Below are 17,514 nucleotides of genomic sequence, written 5' to 3'. Positions count from 1 at the left end.
TCAGCTGCCCTTGCTGCCGCGACCGCTCTTCTTCGTGCCCTCGCCGCGCGGGCTTGCCGCATTAGCCGCAGTGGCACCGCCACCATTCAACTGCTCGACCCACGACAGCGCATCGACATACGCCATGAACCGGTTGAGGTACTCCGGCGACATGTCGCGCATGAGCGTGAGCGAGCGGTGCACGAGTTGGTGCGAGTTGAGCGGGCCGGCGTTCTGGGGCACTTTCGCCAGCGACTGGTTCAGCCGGCGGTCGGCGCTGAGCCTGGACCAGGTGCTCTTGAAGTAGCGGATCGACTTCAGCTCGGCGGCTGGCGCAGGTGCAACCGAAGGGGACGACCGCGGGCGGGGCGCTGCCTTGCCCGGTGCCGTTGTCTTCGCTGCTGCTATTGCAGATACATCCGCGGGAACATCATCTGCAGCCGGCGCGTGCCTGGCGATGTGCTCGATGAGGTCCGCGAATGCGTCGCGCTCGGGCTGCGCCTGTTGCTTCGTGACCTCCGCCGCTTTGGCCTTCTCCAGGTCCTCGCCATACGCCGCAAGCAGCGCGATCACCTTGTCGTCGACGATGCGCCGCACTTCGCCATCGAGCGAGGCCGCGCGCCGGGCCATCGCCTCGATGACGCGAAAGCGCACGGGGTCGAAGCGCTGGTCGCCGCGCGCGAGCGCCTCGGCGACCATGGTGCCGGTGTCGCGGGTGGTGGCGTCTGCCTGCTCAGTCACGAGGCTTTGCGCTGGCGCTTGAAGAAGATGAAGGGCGCGGTGCGGGCGCCATCTCCACACGACGGTTCTTCGAGCGGCCGTCCGCGTCGGCATTCGACGCCACCGGCTGCTCGGAGCCGAAGGCGGCGGCGAAGATCGCCGATGAGGGCACGCCGGCTTCGATCAGCGAGCGCGTCACGGTCAGTGCGCGCTGCGCCGACAGCTCCCAGTTGTCCGCGAACTGGCGTGCGTTGTCGCGCATCTGCCGGTCGTCGGTGAAGCCGCTCACCATCAGGATCTCGTCGCGCGACTTGAGATACGTGGCCAGCGGCGCGGCCAGGCTCTTGAGCAGTTGCTTGCCCTCGGGCTGCAGCTCCGCCGAGTTGAAGGCGAACAGCACGCTGCCGCTGATGCCGATGCGGCCGTTGGTCAGCGTCACGCGGCCGGCGGCAAGCGGCGCCGCCAGGGCCTGCTCGAGCGTCTGCAGGCGCTTGGCCTCGGCCTGCCGTTGCTTCACCTCGGTCTCGAGCTTCGAAGCCAGTTCCAGCTGCATGCCCAGCGCGCACACGAGGATGAGCACGAAGGCGCCGAGCAGGCCGGCCATGAGGTCGCCGAATACCGCCCACACCGGCACGCCGGGCTCGTCGAAGCCGGCCTCGATGTCTTCGCGGGTGCCCATCATGCTTCGCTGTCCGCGGGCGCCTGCTGCGGCTGCTGTTGATGCTGCTGGCGCTGCCTGATGGCGATCTGCTGCATGTCCTCGACGATCTGCTTCTGCGACATGATGCTCAAGTCGATCACTTCGCGCGCCTGCGCGACGTAGTAGGCAAGCTGCTCGTCGCTGCGCGAGATGGACTTGCTGAGCGCGCCTTCGATGCGCTGCAGATGGCCCGCAAGCTTGTCGTTCGACTGGCTGAAGAGCTGCACCGCGAGGCCGAATGCTTCACCCAGGCTGGCCACTTCGACGGCGCTGCCGGCGATCTGCGCGGCAACGGCGCCCATCCTGTCGGACTCGGCCTCGGCCTTCTCGGTGAAGCGGCTGCCGACGCGCTCCAGCATCTCGGCCGATGCAGACACCAGCGTGTCGATGGCCGCGCGCTGTTCGGTGGAAGCGTGGTTCACCGCGTCGAGCAGGGTGGAGAGGGTTTCGAGGATGCGGCTGCGCTCCTCCAGCATGGAGTTGTCGCGCGCCATGCTGTCGGCGAGCTTCTGGCGCAGTTCCGTCACCACTTCGGCTACGGCGCGTGGCGCTTCAGACGCGGCCTGCAGCAGCTGCGCGATCTCGGTGACAGTGCTCTTCGCGTGCGCCTCGGTCTGCGCCGACATCTCGCGCGCGGTCTGGGCCATGGTGTCGAAGAGCTGCTGCTGCTGGCTTGCGTTGTACGCGTTGGCCTGTTGCCATTCCTGCTGCAGCGAGGCGGCCATGGCGCCCAGCGATTGTGTCCATGCCGCAAGGCGCTCTTCGTCGCGCGACGCCATCTGCGACATCGCATCGGCCGCGGCCTGCGGTGCCTCGGCGGCGGCCTGCAACAGCCGCGAGATCTCGGCGACGGTGTTCTTCGCGTGCGCCTCGGTCTGGGCCATCGTGTCGCGTGCGGTCTGCACCATCGTGTCGATGAGCTGCTGCTGCTGGCCCGCGTGGTGCGCGTTGACCTGCTGCCATTCCTGCTGCAGCGACGCGGCCATGGCGGTCAGCGACTGCGTCCAGGCGGCGAGGCGCTGTTCGTCGCGCTGCGCCATCTGCGACATCGCGTCGGACGCTGCCTGCGGTGCTTCGGCCGCGGCCTGCAGCAGCCGGGCGATCTCGGCGACGGTGCTCTTCGCATGTGCTTCGGTCTGCGCCATCGTGTCGCGTGCCGTCTGCGCCACGGTGTCGAGCAGTTGTTGCTGCTGGCTCGCGTTGTGCGCGCCGGCCTGCTGCCATTGCTGGTGCAGCGCGGCGCCCATGTCGGCCAGCGATTGCGTCCAGGCCGAGAGGCGCTGTTCGTCGCGCGTAGCGAGCTCGGTCTGCAGCTTTGCATGCGCCTGGTCCACGGTCTGCAGCAGCGATGCGGTGTGCTGCCCGAATGCTGCGGTGGCCGAGGTGAGGGCCTGGTGCGCATCGCCCGACAGCTTCTCGCTGACCTGCTGGTGCCGCGCGAGGGCGTCGCCCCAGGTTTTGGACACGCTGCCGACGGTGCTTTCCAGGCGCGCGGAGACGCTGTCGACCAGCGCCGCGGAGCGCTGCTCGAAGGTCTGCGCGAAGTGGTCGTGCGAGCCGCGCACGTCCTTCGACAGCGCCTCGGTGGTGTGCTGGTGCTCGGCGAGCGCCGTCTTCCAGGTGTCGGCCACGCGCTCGGTGGTGGCCTCGAAGCGGCTGGAGAGACCGTCGAGCTGCTGCTGCACGGTGTTCGAGATGGTCTGGTGCAGCGCGGCCGTTTCGCGCGCGATGCCGGCCATGGTGGCTTCGACCACAGGCTGGATCGCGGCGCCGGCGACGCGCGCGCTCTCGGTCAGGCTCTGCTTGAGCGACTGGTCGACGGAAGAAGCGAGGCTGCCGTACACGGCCTCGGCCTTGCTGTGGAAGCTGTCCTGGCTGGCCGCGAGCCGGTCGCCGAGCGCCTGGTTCTGCCGCTCGATGGCCTGCACCATCGCCTGCAGTTGGCCGACCAGCTCGGGCATGGCGTGGGCCTGCTGCTGCAGCAGCTTGAACGACTCTTCGCGCTGGTGCGTCTGCGAGAAGATGCGCAGCACGGTGGCGATCTTCGTGTCGAGGACCTGGCTGGCCTGCAGCCGCTCGCGGCGGCTCAGCGCCGAGGCGAGGCCCAGCATGGCCGATGCGGCCACGCCCGCCACCGAGGTGCCGAAGGCGAGGCCCAGGCCCTTGACGGGCGCGGAGAGCGAATCGCGGATGGCCTGCAGGTCGGTCGAGCTTTCCAGCGCGAGGCCGGTGCCCCGGAGCGTGACCACCATGCCGATGAAGGTGCCCAGCATGCCCAGCAGCACCAGGAAGCCGGCGAGATACGGCGTGAGGGCGGGGCCTGGCAGGCCCACGCGCTCGCCTTCGATGCGCAGGCGCACGGCGTTGCGCAGCGAGGGATGCAGCCGGTCGAGCCAGGTGCCCAGGCTCTCGGGCGGAGCCGAGAGCTCGGCCGTGGCCTGCGTGAGGCTCGTGGTGGCCTGCTGGAAGCGGTGCAGCTCCAGCGCGCCCATGATGTAGAAGGCGCCGATGATCAGCGTGACGGCCAGCGCCAGCGGGTTGGTGCCGATGTATCCGGCGCCCACCCAGCCCACGACGGCAAGGCCAGCGACAAATACGGCGTAGTGGAGGAATCGGGTCATGAGGTCCTGGTGGCCTGGGTGCGAAGGGCGTCGAGCAGCCCTTCGACCGGTTGGAATCTGAAGTCCAGTTCGGCGAGCAGCACGTCCTGGGCGTCCTTGCGGAACACGTCCAGCCACTCGTCGGTGGGCCGGGCACTGTGGGGTTTGTCGTCTGTTTCGGAGGCTTCAGCCTCGGCATCGGGCGCCTGTTGCGCTTCGGCGGCCTTGCGCAGCCGTTCGAAGTGCCGCTCGAGGATGCCCGGCACGGCCGACAGCAGGCTGTATTCGCGCGCCTCGAGTACCTGCGCCATCACCACGTCCACCGAGGCGAGCCGCGCCATGGCCGCCGACTTGGCCGCCATGGCTGCGCGCAGCTTGCCGCGCAGCGAGCTCGCACCCGCTTCCATGGTCTGTTGCCGGGCCAGGTAGCGGCGCTTGTAGGGGGTGAAGTCGGAGGCGGCCTCCTTGCCGGCGCCGAAGGTGTCGTCTTCGACGATGGCATTGGCCAGGGCGGCTTTCACGCGCTGGCATTCGCTTTCCTCGTTGTTGCGGGGGGCGCGGAGGCCGGTTTGCGGCGTTGCCGGGGCGCCGTCGAGCGCCGCGGACAGCGAGATGGCGTCGGTCCAGCCGAACCACTGGCTCAGCCGGTCGGCGGTGGGTTGCGCGGGCTCCCGGGCGTCGACGTTGGAAAGCCTTGAAAGCAAGCGAATGAGCGCCGAGCCGTTGAAACCTGTGCGCCTTGAAACTTGCTCCATGCCCCCTGAAAGCGCCCGAATGCGCGTGGTCCGAAAAACCCGGCAGTCTACAACAGGGCCCTCTGTCCGAGCCCTCCCGCCGGGCGCCGCGAGCTCCCGGCTGTGTAACGAAATGCCAGTTTTTTCATCATGTGCGCGCGGAGCGCGGCGAAGTCACATGCTCGGGCCGCAGGCCCAGCCCCACGGCCCGCGCCGGCAGCCTGCGCAGAAGCGGCCAGCGCGCGAGCAGCCGCAGCGCCAGGGGCAGGCGCCGTGGCCCTGCAGCCGGCCTGCCGTCGAGCACGGCCATGAGCACGCGGTCCTGTATGAAGCGCTGCACGGCTTGGGTGACCTGCACGGGCAGTTCCCTGCGCCGCTGCAGCTGGGGCAGCAGGGCGTCGATTTCCTTTTCGCTCGCGTCGCCGGCCAGCGCGGCGGCCAGCAGGTTGGCGGCGGCCACCGCGTCCTGCACGGCGAGGTTGATGCCGACGCCGCCCACCGGCGACATCGCATGCGCGGCGTCGCCGATGCACAGCAGCCCCCGGCACGACCAGCTCTCGAGGCGGTCCACCGTCACTTCGAGCAGCTTCACCGAATCCCAGTCGGGCAGCGCCGAAGGCAGCCTGTCGGCGAGGAAGGGCGCGATGCGGCCGATCTCCTCGTGGAAGGCCGTGATGCCCCGTGCCTGCAGCGCGTCGTGGCCGCCCTTGGGGATGACGAAGGCGCACTGCCAGTAGTCGCCGCGGTTCAGCGTCACCAGAATGCGGCCGCCCGCGATGTGGCCACCGGTGGACGACGGGTCGCTGGCAAGCCTGGGCACGGCCATCCACAGCACGTCGATGGGTGCTCCGTAGCTGATGTGCGGCAGGGCGGCGGCATCGCGCAGCGTCGAATGTCGTCCGTCGGCCGCCACCACCAGCGAGGCGTGCAGCTCGACCTCCTGCGGCTGGCCCGCGCGGCGGCCGCGCCGCACCTTCACGCCGTTGACGCGGCCCTTGTCCTGCAGCAGGCCGACGGCCTCGGCGTCGGTCCAGAGTTCGAAGCAGGGGTAGCGCCGGGCCTCGTCGCACATGAAATCGAGAAACTCCCATTGCGGCATCAGCACGAGGAACTTGCTGTGCGAGGGCAGGTGGGTGAAGTCGGCCACCGGCACGGTGCGGCCCTCGAAGGTGCCGCGCAGTTCGTCGATGCGGTCGTGCGGGCGCTGCAGGAAGGCTTCCAGCAGGCCCAGCTCGTGCAGCACTTCGAGCGTGGACGGGTGCACGGTGTCGCCGCGAAAGTCGCGCAGGAAGTCCAGGTGCTTCTCCAGCACGACCACGGGCACGCCGGCGCGGGCCAGCAGCAGGCCCAGCACCATGCCGGCGGGGCCGCCGCCTGCGATGCAGCAGCGTGGCGTCGAGGATGCGGGCGCTTGGGTGGCTTGTGTGTCCATGGCTCCGATCGATCGATCCGGTCGCGCCGCGGACGGCGTGGCCTGTGTTGCACGGCGCCGCCCGGTGTGCCGGGCCCAGCCCGGGTTCAGCCCGGGTTCAAGGCTGCGCGAAGGTGACGCGCTGGGCGATGAGCACGCCGTCGACCACGCGGTCTCCGACGACTGTCACGCGCTTGCCGTTGCCCAGGTCCGTGGCGGTGCCGTTTTCGAAGATGGTAGCGGAGCCGGCGGCGTTCACACGCTGGCCGCGCACCATGAAGTCGGAAGTCGACTGGTAGCCGGCGACCGGGCCGATCACGGTGAAGGAGGACGGCCCGCCGGTGCCGGGCACGTAGCGGATGCGCAGCTTCTTCGCCACGAGCACCTGCCCGGAGAGGAAACCGTCGATCTCGACCTTGACCCCGTTGCCGATGGCGCCCGCCTGGCCGCCGGTGATCTGGGCGTTGCGCGCGTCCACCTTGTTGCCGAGCACGCGGAAGTCGCCGAGCGAGACGAAGTCGGTGGCGACGCCCGCGAGCTGCAGCGCGATGCCGTCGGCGGTGGGAATGGCGTACCAGCCCTTGACCGTGGTGGCGGTGAAGCGGTCGGCCACGGGCGCCACGGTGCCGCGCACGCGCACGATGGCGCCTTCGGCCAGGCTGGCGGTGTCGAGGCCGGGGCCGAAGTCGACGGTGAGCAGGCCGAGCGTGAATTGCCGGCCGGCAAGGTCGAGGTTCTGGACGGTGCCGGTCGCCAGCGGCTCGACGGAGGCCGGTGCGACGTGGACGCGCGTGGCGCGCAGCGTGCCCGGCGCGGCGGGCAGGCCCCAGACCTGGATCACCGCGCCGTCGAGCAGGTCGGCCGGGCCGCTGGCGTCGCCCCAGACGGTGGCGTTGTCGGTGGTCACGCGGCTGCCCATGACGGTGAAGCTGCCGCTTGCCAGGTCGATGTCGGAGACCGCGCCGCGCAGCTCGGCGGCCGAGACCACCTGCGCGGCAGTGCCGCTGGTGAAGTTGGCATCGACCTTGCCGGCGATGCGCGCACTCATACCGATCTGCAGCTCGGTCGTGTCTTCGAGGCTGAAGGTGGCGCTGTCGGTGTTGTAGCGCAGGCCGTTGAGGATCACGCTGCCGAGGCCGTCTGCCGCGCCGATGCCGGCGGCGTCCGCGCTCACGCCGGTGCCGCCCGAACCCACGCCGGAGCCGTCGCCGTTGGTGTTGCCGGCGGTGCTGGTGCCGTCGCCGCCACTGCCGGTGCCTGCACTGCCGCTGGTACCGCCTGTGTCGCCCTGGCCCCCGGAGCCGCCGGTGTCACCGCCACCGCCGCCGCCGGTCGCCGTCGAGGTGCCGGAGCCGGCCGCGCCGGCCGCGCCCAGGCCGGACGCACCGCTGCCGCCGCCACCTCCGCCTCCGCAGGACAGGAGCATGGCGATGCCGCCCGCGAGCAGCAGGCCGCGCAGGAAGCGGTGCGCGAGCCGGAAGGAGGGCGCAAGGGTGAGGATCGTGTTCATCGTGAGGGCGGCCCGCTCTTCTTCGGCGCGGCTTCGTCGTCTTCGTAATAGGTATAGATGCCGACGCGGATGCGCGCCTTGCTGCCGGCGGGCGCGCGCTCGACGGCCCCGGTCATCTCGCGGGCCAGTTCGTGGTGCAGGCCGGCCCAGCGCTCGCGCGCGAGGAGCTGGATCTTTTCGCAGTCTTCCAGCGTGAGGCCCCGCGCGTACACCGCGCGCTCGAGCATGCGGGGCGACTCGCCCAGGGTGTTGGAGACGGCGGCCAGCAGGTGGTCGCGGCCGTTGTCGCCCATGAAGGCGAGCATCGACTGCAGGTCTTCGACCGGCACGAAGCCGTCGGCCGTGAGCTCGGCCGTGCCGTTGTCCTCGGCCACCATGTTCAGGCGCACGAGTTCATCCAGGATGGTGCGATGGTGGATGTTGCCCCGGCTGGCCAGCCGCGCCACGCGCTCGAAGGAGGGCGCGTCGTCTTCCGTGGTGACCGGCAGGCGGCGCAGGGCCTCCTGCTCGGTGGTCAGCTGCAGCCACAGCGTGAAGGTCTTGGCGGCGGCCGAGAGTTCGGTGTGGGGCAGGGGGTCGACGGTGGCGCGGACCTTGGCGGTGACGGCCTTGCGGTTCAGGCCGGTGGTCACCGAGATCTGGCTGAGGTTGGGCCGCTTCACGCCCTGCTGGCGCCAGGAGCGCTGCGCCTCCTCGATGAGCAGGTCGCGCAGCAGTTCTTCCAGGTGCGGGTGCTTGACGCCCATGGCAAGCGCCAATCGGACCACGGGACGAAGGATGCGAGCGCAGGCTGCGAGGGCCCAATCCAGCCGGTGTTCCATGAATGCGGTCGTTGCTCCTGGGTTCGTGGGTTCTTGGACAAGGGGCCGGGCCGCCATCCAGACTCCGTCGCTGCGGCGTATTGTCGTCGGTCCGCCGCAGCGGCCTTTCCGGCGGCGGCGTCCTAGCTCGAAGCGCAGCTCCCGTCGTTCGACTTCGTGACGTTGGTGCGCCCGGTGGCACTGATGCTCACGGCGCGCGACTGGTTGGCGCTGGGGGTGGCGCGGCAGATGTTGATCCGGCTCTGGCCGGCGCCCATGCCGGTGGCCTGGAACACGATGGAACTGGCGCCGCCCGCCTCGCGCAGCAGGTAGCCGGAGGCCGCGGCGCTTTCCGCGCGCAGCACCTGCGTGCCGCTCAGCACGATCCAGCCGGCCTCCCATTGCCCGTTGGTGCTACAGCTGGTGCCGTTGGCCGAGGCGCACAGGGTGACCGGGGCGTTGCGCTTGATGGCTTCGCTGCGCGCGAGCTGGCTGCCCGAGACCAGCGATGTGGCATAGCCGCTCAGGCGCGTGGACAGCCGGATGCTGTCGAACGAAGGCACGGCGATGGCGACGAGCACCACCAGCACGGCCACCGTGACCATCAGCTCCACCAGCGTGAAGCCGCGCGCGCGGGCGGTGCCGGGGTTGCGCATGAGGCCGGTGCTTCGAGTGCTCACTTCTGGATGAACCAGTAGACCCGGCCCTTGGGCTGCTTGAACGCGGCCTTGGGCGAGGTGCCCTTGGGGCTCAGGAAGGAGTCGGGATTGGCGCCGATCACCACGTCGCGCATGCTGCCGTCGTCGAGCTGGACGCGGCCCACCACCGGCGAGGGCGCGAGGCCGCCGCCCACCACGTTCTGGAAGCGCCCGCCCGGTCCCTGGGGAGCGGCGTTGACGTACGACACGTTGTAGACGCGCGCGGTGCCGAGGTCGGCGCGGCACGACTGCGTGTTGGGGTTGGTCGGCGTGTGGGTGTTGAAGGTGGTGACGCCGTAGGCGGTGACCGAGCTGGTCACCACCTGTTCGCCGGCGGCCAGGGCGAGGTACCAGCCCTTCTTGGTCGCGAGGTCGGAGGAGGTCGGCGTGGAGGTGTCGGTGATGGGCTGCAGCGAGGCCTGGCACAGCAGGCCGTTGCCGGTGCCGCAGTTGCTGGTCTCGCTGCTCAGCCAGCTGCTGTCGGTGGGCTTGTCGACCAGCATGTAGAAGCGGTTGGCCACGCCGAGCGCGGAGTTGTAGTAGCGCAGCGGCTTCTCGCGGTCGCCCGAGCCGAGAAGGATGACGAAGGAGCCGTTGTCCTCCACCACGTCGGGGGCGAACATGAACTTGCGGTTGGGCGTGCAGGTGGTCACGGTGTCGCAGCCCAGCGAGGCGACCTGCGTCATGGTCCAGCCCGAAGGCGCGCCGCTGCCGAGTGCGATGCGGTAGACGTTCCCACCCAGGTCCGCCGCGTAGGCGATGCGGGCGATGCCCAGGGAGTCGGTGACCACGGTGACTTCGCCGACCACCGGCCGCGCGGTGGCGAACATCTGCAGGCGCGCGCCGGTGTCGGCATCGAGCACGTAGATGCCGCTGCCCTTCGCGCCGGTGCCGCAGGCCTGGGCTGCGCTGTTGGTGTCGACGTCCTCGCACTTGTCGTAGCCGCCGCCGAAGATCAGCAGCGGGCTGTTGCCGCCGCCGTAGCCGCTGGCGCGCATCACCTTGGGGGCCGACCAGGTCTGGCCCATGCCCTCGAAGCCGGTGTCGCAGCCGATGTCGTCGCCCTGGTTGGGGCAGCCCTTGCGCCACTTCAGCGTGGGCGCGGTGGCGGAGGAGACGTCGAAGGCGTAGACCAGCCGGCCGCCGCGGCGCATGCTTGCGTAGAGCCAGGCGGTGCTGCCCTGGCGATAGGCCGAGACGGGGCCGTCCATGCCGTAGGGCTTGGGCGCCACGGCGCCGGCGGTGACCGGCAGGCCGGGGAAGTTGATGCGCGTGGTGTCGTCGTACAGCCGCTTGATGCTGCCGTAGAACTCCGGCGGCATGAAGGACCAGAGCTCGTCGCCCGCGGCGGCCGAGCCGATGGCGTCGGTGCGGTTGCCGTTGACGGCGCGCAGCACGCCGTCGTTGCCGCCGTAGAACACCACCACCTGCGGGATGGCGTCTGTGCCGTAGTTGATGGCCACCGGCCGCGAGTGCACCACGTCGCCGTGCACCGAGGGGCGCATCGAGGTGGAGGTGACGGGGTTGCCCTGCGCGTCGGGCCGCTCGTCGCCCTTGTTGTCGAGGCCGCGCGCCCAGTTGATGAGCGCGGTGCGATCGGTGTCGGCGGTGACGCCCAGAGCGGCCTTGGTGATGGACGTGTTGCCGTCGGCGAAGGAGGTGAGGGCGGTGCAGCTGCCCGGCGCGCAGGTCTTCATGTTGCGGTTGGCCACGGCGATGCGGCGCAGCATGTAGCCTTGGGCGCCCTTTTCCACCACGTTGCCGTCGGGGCTGTCGGCGGCTTCCTTGCCCAGGCAGTCGCCGGAAGGCCGGAAGCTCCAGTAGACGTCGGTGTCGCTGGGCGCGGGCGTCCAGAAGCTGCGCGCGCAGGGCGCGACGAAGCCGGTCTGGTTGTTCACCGCGTTGGCGCCCACCGAGTCCTGCAGGATCAGCTGGTTGCTGCTGTCCAGCCCCAGCTTGTATTGCTTGAGGTTGCCGTTCCAGCGCGGGAAGGCGTCCTGGTCGGGGCGGAACATGCCCACGAACACCTGGTTCAGGTAGGTGCCCTGGGTGTTCACGCTGACCGGCAGGCTCACCGAGGAGAACACGCTGTTGACCGACTGGATCTTGCTGAAGATGTCGTCCAGCGCCGCGCCCAGCGCGCCGCCCAGGTCGGGCTTGGCCGAGATGTCGTAATACTCGCCCTTGCTCTGGGTGGCCATGCTCTTGAGCAGCGAGGTCCAGCCGGGCCCCTGGCCGCCGGTGGCCTTGGCGGCCTCGATGGTGTAGACCTTCACGCCCATGCTGGTCTGCAGGAAGCGCGACCACTCGTCGGCCGTGTTGTCCTGCGAGCCGCTGGGGCTCAGGGCGATCTGCGTCGTGTCGCCGCCTGCGGCGCGCAGGGCGGCGTTGGAGATCTGGCTGTCGTTGTTGTTGTCCTGCGCCGCGCCGTTGCTGATGTAGATGACGTAGGTGCCGGTGCAGTTCTCGGTGCTGGGGCCGACGTAGGTGGTGGCGGAGAAGCTGCCGAGCGCGTTGCGCGGCAGCGCGTAGATGGCCTGCGACGCCGCCGTGCCGCTCGTGTTGCCGCTGTAGTCGGCCTTGTTCTTGCCGTTGCCGGCGATGGGCGTGCCGCTGGCGAGGTAGCGGTAGACCTCGGCCATGGTCTTGCCGGCCTTGCCGCCGTTGGACTTGTCGCCGAGCTTGTCGAGGCTGCGGATGAGCGCGCCGTACTTGACCTTGGTGCCGTCGTCCAGCGTGCGCACCGCGGCGCGCACGTAGCCGCCGTCCGAGTTGGAGTTGCCCTGGCCGGTCTCGGTGAACATCATCAGGCCGACCTTGAACTTGTTGGCCTTCAGGCTTTCGAAGGCCGAGGCGAGCGCGGTCATCTCGGCGGTGAAGGGCTGGTTCCAGTTGGCCGTGTTGTCCAGCACGAACAGCACGTTCGGCGCCTGTGCCGCGCTGGGGTTGTAGCCCACGAAGAGGTCGATGTCCTCGGCGTGGGCAGGACCCGCCGGCAGCGCCGTCAACGCAGCGAGCGCGGCGGCCGTCCACAGCGAAGCGAGAAGTTTCCGGGTCATGGTGCGGGCCTGTTCGTCGTCGGGTTGTCTTGGGGGGGCATGCCTAGGAAGCGCAGAACGCTTCGAACTGCGCCTTGTTGAGCAGGGCGCGCACGCCCTGGCGCACGGCGGTGGTGGCGCCGTTGGTGTTGCGGGCATCGGTGACCGTGGTGCTGATGTCCCACACCGAGTTGTATTGGTCGGGCAGCGTCGAGAGCCCCGAGCCGCTGCTGGAGGCACCGCCGGTGATGCCGCCCGGGCCCGTGGTGCCGCCGCCGCCGGTGTCCAGCGCCTTGGTGGCGCGCACGCACACGGGGGGCGCGACGGTCACGATGTAGTCGGTGACGCCGTCGTTGTCGATGTCCACCATGCTCACGGTCTGCTGTGGTGCCGCGAGCGTCGGGCTGCCGTCGCTGCCGGGCACCAGCAGGCTGGTGGCGACCTCCTCGATCGCGCGGTTGCCGGCGGCCACCGCCTCGTTGCGCGCCTGCAGGTTGCCCACTGCCTTGAGGTTGGCGTTGCTCAGGTTGAAGCCAGCGGTGACCACCAGCGTGATCAGCAGCAGCATGATCATCCCGATGAGCAGCGCGGCGCCGCGCTGGCCGGCGCCGCGGGCGAGTGGCGCGCGTGTGTTCATGGCGTTTCCCTCCGGCCGGTGACGTTGGTCAGGCGCACGGAAGTGGAGAAGGCGTGGCGCTTGTAGTGGTCGTTGAACGGGCCCAGCGTGGCGCCGCCGAGCTGGTAGGTACGGGTGTCGGTGTGACCGGGCGATGCCTCGGAGCTGCGCGCCAGCACGTGGAGCTTGACGGCCACCACGTTGACGAGCTGGTCGGCGGTGCAGGCGGGGCTGGCGACGCAGTGCACGAAGTCGCCGTCGGGGCTGCCGTCGCCGCGGTTCGCGGGCGTGGACTTGTTCGCGGGATCGGCCCATGCGATGGCCGTGGTGTAGTCGACGGCGGCGCCGGTCTTGCTCAGCGTGTCGAGGCCCAGCTCGACGCGGAAGCCTTCCACGCCTTCGATCAGCGGCACGGGCGGCTGCTGCGCGAGCGAGCCGCCCGCGAGGTCGAAACGCGAGCGCGCCAGCGTGGGAATGCCGTCTCCGACCGTCTCCGCGTAGTCGCGCACGTAGTAGATGTCCGCGACGAGCTTGCGCTTGGGCGACGGGGTGGTGCAGTCCTTGCGGAACATGTTGCCGAAGCCGGCGGTCGAGAGGTCGAAGGACGACGGCTTCTGCGTGCCGCACAGCGACGACTGGAAGTACATGGCGCCGGTCGTGTCGGCATCGCAGTTGGGCGTGCCGGGCAGGCAGGTCTCGGCGTGGCGCACCACGATGATGTCTGTGTTGGCCTTCTTGTTCTTCAGCAGGTCGGCGCAGCTGGCGGGCACGCTGTCGTAGGTCTGCACCGGGATGTCCAGCAGCTGGCGCTTGTAGTCGTCGGTCCAGTTCGCGGCGGAGTAGGGCAGGCAAGGGTCGGGCAGCGCGCCGGTGGGCACGTGCGTGGGAGCGCCGGTGACGGTGAGGTCGTCGAACTCCGGCATGTAGTTCTCCCAGAAGCCGGCGTGGGAGATCTCGTTCTCGAGCACGAAGGTGCTGAGGCGCCCGGTCTCGATCTGTCGGTTGACCCGCTCCAGCTCGCGTTGGGAGTTGCTCACGTTGAGAAAGAGCGTGAGCAGCGCCGCCACCACGATGAGCGTGATGGTGATGGCCACCATCAGCTCGATCAGCGTCAGGCCGCGCTGGCCATGCCGCAGGGCGCGTGGGCGGTTCATGAAAGCGACCCGATGCGCACCAGCGTGGTCACGGCGCGGCGGCACTTGTCGTCCGTGCAGGTGGTGCCGCTGTCGTACTGGCCCTTGCCGCAGGCCACGCCGTCGGGCGGGGCGGAGATCGGCCCGAGGCCCTGCCAGGCGACGGTGACGAGGTATTCGTTGTTGCCCATGTCCTCCACGCAGCCGCGTCCGCCGATCACGGTGCCCAGCTTGCTGTTGCCGTAGACCTCGGCCGCGCCCTGCAGCGCGTTGCACCACTCCTTGGCGTCCACCTGCTGGCGCGTCGCGGTGGCGGTTGGACAGGTGGCGGCGGCACCCAGCGGCGCGCTGGTGACGTAGCTGGCCGCCGTGCGCCGGTTGGTCGCGATGCGGCTGGCCATGTCGTTCAGCAGGATCAGCGCCTGCGAGCGCTGGTACGACTCCATCTCGGAGGCCTGCATGCGCGCCTGCAGCCCCACGAGGCCGAACAGGCCGATGGCCAGCACGAGCAGCGTGACCAGCACCTCGATCAGCGTGGTGCCGCGCTGGCGGCGGATGGAGCGGCGCGTCACCATTTGCCCGCCGGCGATTTCACGCCTTCGCTGGTGAGGCTGAGGTTGCCGTCGCCCGATTGCGAACCGGTCGGCGTGAAGGTGAGCGTGTAGCCCGGCGCGCCGGAGGTGGAGAGGGTGACGTCGTAGCCGTAGTTCGCCGAGACCTCGGAGGGCAGGCTGTAGCCGCTGGCGGTGAGCGCCGCCTTGTCGGCGTAGCCGCGGTTGGCGATGAGGTACTGCTGCTGCCGATTGGCGATGTCCATCATCTGCGCCTGCGCCGCGGAGCGCTTGGAGCGGATGACGTACTGCTGGTAGCTCGGCAGGGCGATGGCGGCCAGGATGGCCACGATCGCCACCGTGACCATGACCTCGATCAATGTGAAGCCGCTGCTGCGTCTGCGTGCCTGCGAATGCTGGTTCATCGTGGCTCGAAAGGAATGTTTCACATTGTTAATTATGTGAATTTATCACATTTATGGGAAATACAAGGGCCGGAAAGCTCCGGTGTGCGGTGCCCGCCACGACGGGTTCCAGGGTTTTCCATTACGCAAAGCCACGCGCCTGCCTTGCGCGGTCCGACGGATGCGCCGGCGCCCCTGCCCGGCAAAACTCCCCGGGTTCAATTCCAAGGAGACATCCGCATGCACAGCATCCGACGCCATCTGGTGTGGCTGGTCGTGGCCGTGATCGGCGCGTTCGCGCTGGGCACCGTGGCCCTGACCCGAGGCGAAAGCGTCAACGCCCTCTGGGTGGTGGCCGCCGCGATCTGCACCTACCTGATCGCCTACCGCTACTACAGCCTCTTCATCGCCGACAAGGTGCTGGGCCTGGACGGCAACCGCAAGACGCCGGCGCACCGCCACAACGACGGCCTGGACTACGTGCCGACCGACAAGAACGTGCTGTTCGGCCACCACTTCGCCGCCATCGCGGGCGCGGGCCCGCTGGTGGGCCCGGTGCTTGCGGCGCAGATGGGCTACCTGCCCGGCCTGCTGTGGGTGCTGGCCGGCGTGGTGTTCGCCGGCGCGGTGCAGGACTTCATCGTGCTGTTCATCTCCACGCGGCGCGACGGCCGCTCGCTGGGCGACCTCGTCAAGCAGGAGATGGGGCCGGTGCCCGGCATGATCGCGCTGTTCGGCACCTTCATGATCATGATCATCATCCTCGCGGTGCTGGCGCTGATCGTGGTGAAGGCGCTGGCTGAATCGCCGTGGGGCACCTTCACGGTGGCCGCGACGATTCCGGTGGCGCTCTTCATGGGCGTGTACCTGCGCTACATCCGCCCGGGGCGCATCGGCGAGGTGTCGCTGATCGGCTTTGTGCTGCTGATGCTCGCCATCTTCGGCGGCCAGGCCGTGAGCCAGAACCCCGAGTGGGCACCGCTCTTCACCTTCGACGGCAAGGCGCTGACCTGGATGCTGGTGGGCTACGGCTTCGTCGCCGCCAGCCTGCCCGTGTGGCTGCTGCTAGCGCCGCGCGACTATCTGTCGACCTTCCTGAAGATCGGCACCATCATCGCGCTGGCCATCGGCATCGTGTTCGTGATGCCGACGCTGCAGATGCCCGCTGTCACGCAGTTCGCGCAGGGCAACGGCCCTGTGTGGTCGGGCAGCCTGTTCCCGTTCCTGTTCATCACCATCGCCTGCGGCGCCGTCTCGGGCTTCCACGCGCTCATCTCCTCGGGCACCACGCCCAAGATGCTCGACAACGAACGCCACGCGCGCTTCATCGGCTACGGCGGCATGCTGGCCGAATCGTTCGTCGCCGTGATGGCGCTGGTGGCGGCCTCGTGCATCGAGCCCGGCATCTACTTCGCGATGAACAGTCCCGGCGCGCTGGTCGGCACCACCGCGCAGCAGGTGGCGGCCACGGTGTCGGGCTGGGGCTTCGTGATCACGCCCGAGATGCTGGTGCAGACCGCCAAGGACGTGGGCGAGACCACCATCCTCGGGCGCACCGGCGGCGCGCCGACCCTGGCCGTGGGCATGGCCCACATCCTTCACCAGGCGATCGGCGGGCAGGCCATGATGGCCTTCTGGTACCACTTCGCGATCCTGTTCGAGGCGCTCTTCATCCTCACGGCCGTGGACGCCGGCACCCGCGCGGGCCGCTTCATGCTGCAGGACCTGCTGGGCAGCTTCGTGCCCGCGCTCAAGCGCACCGACTCGCTGCCGGCCAACCTCGTCGCCACCGCGCTGTGCGTGGCGGCCTGGGGCTACTTCCTGTATCAGGGCGTGGTCGATCCGCTGGGCGGCATCAACACGCTGTGGCCGCTCTTCGGCATCTCGAACCAGATGCTCGCCGCCGTGGCGCTGATGCTGGGCGTGGTGGTGCTCTTCCGCATGAAGCGCGAGCGCTATGCGTGGGTGGCCATCGCGCCGGCCGCGTGGCTGCTGGCGTGCACGCTCACGGCGGGCTGGCAGAAGATCTTCTCGTCCGACCCGAAGATCGGTTTTCTCTCGCACGCTGCCAAGTACACCGAAGGCATTGCCAACGGCGTGCTGGTGGCGCCGGCCAAGACGCCCGAAGCGATGTCGCGCATCGTCTTCAACGACCGCCTCGACGCCGCGCTGTGCGCGCTCTTCATCTTCGTGGTGCTGAGCGTGCTGGTGTACAGCATCAAGGCCTGCTTCGCGGCGCGCGCGGCCAACCGCCCGACGACGCAGGAAACGCCGTTCGAACCCATGGGCGCCGCCGCCGCGACGGCCGCCCATTGAAGCCATGGGCCTCGCATTGCCGGAAGCCGGGCGCTATTTCGCGCGCTCGCTCAAGCAGTCGCTGCGGCTCATGGTCGGGCTGCCCGACTACGACGCCTACCTGACCCACATGGCGGCCACCCACCCCGACCGGCCGCCGATGAGCTACGAGGCCTTCTTCCGCGAGCGGCTGGAGGCGCGCTACGGCGCCGGCAAGGGGCGCTGCTGCTGAGCCCGGCGCGGCATTGCGTTACAGCTCTTTCCGATCGAAGCTCCGCCCCGCGGGATGGACGGGCCCGTCCCCCGGGCCTAGAGTCCCTTCCAT

At 69.5% G+C, this 17,514-nt stretch carries 15 protein-coding genes; 2 read left to right on the top strand and 13 right to left on the bottom strand.

The window, feature by feature from the left end:
- The 13 genes from FHT32_RS01405 to FHT32_RS01345 all read right to left on the bottom strand — a co-directional run bounded on the left by FHT32_RS01405 (position 1) and on the right by FHT32_RS01345 (position 14,915).
- Positions 1 to 720, bottom strand: coding sequence for a DUF2894 domain-containing protein (locus FHT32_RS01405; RefSeq protein ID WP_371132117.1), 720 nt, complete (start codon positions 718 to 720; stop codon positions 1 to 3).
- Entirely contained in the window at positions 713 to 1,381 is a 669-nt protein-coding gene (locus tag FHT32_RS01400) for an OmpA family protein (RefSeq protein WP_176662879.1), read from the bottom strand. The genes FHT32_RS01405 and FHT32_RS01400 overlap by 8 nt, the downstream gene beginning before the upstream one ends.
- Positions 1,378 to 4,020: a DUF802 domain-containing protein gene (locus FHT32_RS01395; RefSeq protein ID WP_176662878.1), complete on the bottom strand. Its 2,643-nt coding sequence runs from the start codon at positions 4,018 to 4,020 to the stop codon at positions 1,378 to 1,380. The genes FHT32_RS01400 and FHT32_RS01395 overlap by 4 nt, the downstream gene beginning before the upstream one ends.
- Entirely contained in the window at positions 4,017 to 4,754 is a 738-nt protein-coding gene (locus FHT32_RS01390) for a DUF3348 domain-containing protein (RefSeq protein WP_176662877.1), read from the bottom strand. The genes FHT32_RS01395 and FHT32_RS01390 overlap by 4 nt, the downstream gene beginning before the upstream one ends.
- Before the next feature lie 127 nt (positions 4,755 to 4,881).
- Positions 4,882 to 6,165, bottom strand: a complete 1,284-nt coding sequence (locus FHT32_RS01385) for an FAD-dependent oxidoreductase (protein WP_176662876.1) — start codon at positions 6,163 to 6,165, stop codon at positions 4,882 to 4,884.
- A 97-nt stretch (positions 6,166 to 6,262) separates the two neighbouring features.
- Positions 6,263 to 7,654: a DUF5666 domain-containing protein gene (locus FHT32_RS01380; protein WP_176662875.1), complete on the bottom strand. Its 1,392-nt coding sequence runs from the start codon at positions 7,652 to 7,654 to the stop codon at positions 6,263 to 6,265.
- Entirely contained in the window at positions 7,651 to 8,475 is an 825-nt protein-coding gene (locus FHT32_RS01375) for a DUF6502 family protein (RefSeq protein WP_176662874.1), read from the bottom strand. Before FHT32_RS01375 ends, FHT32_RS01380 begins: the two co-directional genes overlap by 4 nt.
- A gap of 122 nt (positions 8,476 to 8,597) precedes the next feature.
- The gene (locus FHT32_RS01370; protein WP_371132116.1) at positions 8,598 to 9,134 is read right to left on the bottom strand and encodes a GspH/FimT family pseudopilin; all 537 of its coding nucleotides are present in this window, start codon (positions 9,132 to 9,134) and stop codon (positions 8,598 to 8,600) included.
- Positions 9,131 to 12,211: a pilus assembly protein gene (locus FHT32_RS01365; RefSeq protein WP_176662873.1), complete on the bottom strand. Its 3,081-nt coding sequence runs from the start codon at positions 12,209 to 12,211 to the stop codon at positions 9,131 to 9,133. The genes FHT32_RS01370 and FHT32_RS01365 overlap by 4 nt, the downstream gene beginning before the upstream one ends.
- A 43-nt stretch (positions 12,212 to 12,254) precedes the next feature.
- Positions 12,255 to 12,827 carry a hypothetical protein gene (locus FHT32_RS01360; protein WP_176662872.1) on the bottom strand — a complete coding sequence of 191 codons (573 nt, stop codon included), beginning with the start codon at positions 12,825 to 12,827 and terminating at the stop codon, positions 12,255 to 12,257.
- Positions 12,824 to 13,960 (bottom strand): PilW family protein, encoded by a 1,137-nt coding sequence (locus FHT32_RS01355; RefSeq protein WP_176662871.1) that lies wholly within the window; start codon positions 13,958 to 13,960, stop codon positions 12,824 to 12,826. The genes FHT32_RS01360 and FHT32_RS01355 overlap by 4 nt, the downstream gene beginning before the upstream one ends.
- Positions 13,957 to 14,514: a type IV pilus modification protein PilV gene (gene pilV, locus FHT32_RS01350; RefSeq protein ID WP_176662870.1), complete on the bottom strand. Its 558-nt coding sequence runs from the start codon at positions 14,512 to 14,514 to the stop codon at positions 13,957 to 13,959. Before pilV ends, FHT32_RS01355 begins: the two co-directional genes overlap by 4 nt.
- Complete coding sequence (locus FHT32_RS01345; protein WP_176662869.1) at positions 14,508 to 14,915, bottom strand: type IV pilin protein; 408 nt, start codon at positions 14,913 to 14,915, stop codon at positions 14,508 to 14,510. Before FHT32_RS01345 ends, pilV begins: the two co-directional genes overlap by 7 nt.
- A gap of 219 nt (positions 14,916 to 15,134) precedes the next feature.
- On the opposite strand from FHT32_RS01345, the gene FHT32_RS01340 reads away from it, so the two are divergent.
- Positions 15,135 to 17,210 (top strand): carbon starvation CstA family protein, encoded by a 2,076-nt coding sequence (locus FHT32_RS01340; protein WP_176662868.1) that lies wholly within the window; start codon positions 15,135 to 15,137, stop codon positions 17,208 to 17,210.
- 4 nt (positions 17,211 to 17,214) lie between these two features.
- Positions 17,215 to 17,421 carry a YbdD/YjiX family protein gene (locus FHT32_RS01335; protein ID WP_093058085.1) on the top strand — a complete coding sequence of 69 codons (207 nt, stop codon included), beginning with the start codon at positions 17,215 to 17,217 and terminating at the stop codon, positions 17,419 to 17,421.
- Positions 17,422 to 17,514 lie beyond the last annotated feature (93 nt).

It is taken from the genome of Variovorax sp. SG517, assembly GCF_013376045.1.
Classification (GTDB): Bacteria; Pseudomonadota; Gammaproteobacteria; order Burkholderiales; family Burkholderiaceae_C; genus Variovorax.
The sequence above is the reverse complement of the archived record's forward strand: the minus strand, read 5'-3'. Positions and strand labels throughout refer to the sequence as shown.